The 2,101-nt window shown below is 38.2% G+C and carries 1 pseudogene; it reads left to right on the top strand.

Annotated elements, in window-relative coordinates:
• Positions 1–1,627 (top strand): annotated as a pseudogene (locus L656_RS01000000121790) (TonB-dependent receptor); the annotation flags it as partial.
• Between the last annotated feature and the right edge of the window lie 474 nt (positions 1,628–2,101).

Raw genomic sequence — 2,101 nt, 5'->3', positions numbered from 1 at the left:
CAGCCACTATTCAAAATGCAGCTCAAACGGCAGGCTGGTCACTCAACCAAAACAATGTGTCACTTAATATTGACCCTAATACATTAACTAACTTACAAAATGGAATTGGAGGCGGTCGTGATGCGGGCTCTTCAAACTCAAGTTTTGTACGCAGTGAGCTTGAGGAAGATTATTACCAAGCTGATGTGGATTTTTATGTTGATTGGGGCTTTTTAAAAACAATTAGAACCGGTGTTAAATACCGTAACTCAAGTCTTCATCGTGAAACTGGTAATACTTTCTTTTTAGATCCCAATTTCAACATAGCTGCAGGCGAAGCAAGCGAGCAAGGTATTACGCGTTTTGATAGTTACCAGTGGAATGGCGGTATGCCATTAGCTCAAAATGTATTTACAAGTGAGAGCAATATAGTAGGCGGGTTTGATATAAACCAAATGCCAAGTATCGATTGGAATAAATACCGCGATATGTTCACTGCTAGCTATGTTCCTTATACGCGCATTGAAGATAATTTTGTTTACGATATAGAAGAGAAAATATCTGCTTTTTATATTCAAGGCGATTTTGAGTTTAGTGAAGTAAGAGGTAATTTGGGCGTGCGTGTTGTGCAAACAAAAACACTTACTTCATCTACTGACTTATATACCTACCAATTAGATCACACAAATGACGAAACAGGCGAGCCAGTAACGGGTGACGCACGCTTTGTAGAAGACTATCAGTTAGTCACTCAAAAAAACAAAGATACTCAAATATTACCAAGCTTTAATATAGCGTGGGATGCAACTGATAATTTAGTTATTCGTGGGGCAATAGCAAAAGTAATGTCTCGTCCTGATTACAGCGATTTAGGTGCGCAGCAGCGTATTACGTTTGTATCGGATGAATGGGCAAATGATAGAGCTGCATTTAATGAACAACCAGGCTTTAGCGGCTGTGGCGGTAATAAAAACTTAAAGCCATTTGAATCGGTGCAAGCTGATTTATCTATTGAGTATTATTATGCAAAGGGTTCTGCGGTTGGGTTGGCGCTTTTTCATAAGAAAGTAGACAACTTTGTTGTACCACTATGTAATAGACGTAGAGCAAAGCTTTGCCGGTAAAAATAATATAGTAGATGCAGATACTATTAATATAGCTCCGTACAGCACTGTGGGTAATGGTACCGATGCAGTATCTAAAGGCGTGGAGGTATTTATTCGGCATGCGTTTGATAATGGTTTTGGTTTTTACGCAAACTACACCTATAACAAAACCAATAAAGCAGAGGTAACAGTAAATGGTGAAGAGTTTGGTCAGTCTGCATTAATAGGCAGTGCAAAGTATCAGTACAACACTTCTGTTTACTATGAAGGTGACGCCTTTAATATACGTGCATCATATAATAAACGAGGGGAGACAGTATTGGGGGCTCAATAGTGGATTAAATGTATATCAAGACCCATACGAACAGGTTGATGTTAATGCGTCGGTTAACTTATACGAAGGACTAAGTTTAACAGCTGCCGTCATTAATTTAACTAAGTCGGAATCGGTAACGCGTTTAGGTAATGATACAGATGCACGATTACTTAACTCGAGCTATTCGGGTAGACGCTATTACGCAGGCTTTAATTACAGCTTTTAATTAATGACATACGCAATATTTTATCAAAAGCCAACTGACTAACTTTAGTTGGCTTAACCTAACAGAGCTAAATAGTATAATTTTATGTATGCATATAGTTTTGCCGCTCATACATAGATTATTTAATAGGCAGAAAAAGCGTCGCAGCTCTTTATTTGTATAGCTTTCATACTAAATTCATTTAATTGTCAAAAAGCTGAAATAAAACATTGACCCTCGCTCGAATCTCCCTATAATGCGACCCCACTGAGACGGGAAACGCCGAAGCATAGCAAGGCAGCAACTACTCATAGAGTTAAATAAAGCTTCGGTTTTAAATCTTCTAAAAAGAAAGTTTAAAATAAAGTGTTGACTTGAAAAATAAAGGGTGTATTATTCGCATCCCTTGAGTCGCTAAAGCGACTCAAAACGTTCTTTAACAATATAAAGCAATCATCTGTGTGGGCACTCGTACAGATTGAGTTCTAACAGCCG

Origin of the sequence: Pseudoalteromonas sp. TAE56 (assembly GCF_000497955.1) — a bacterium.
Taxonomy (GTDB): Bacteria; Pseudomonadota; Gammaproteobacteria; order Enterobacterales; family Alteromonadaceae; genus Pseudoalteromonas.
Note: the sequence above shows the minus strand (reverse complement) of the source record. Positions and strands in the feature narration are given on the sequence as shown.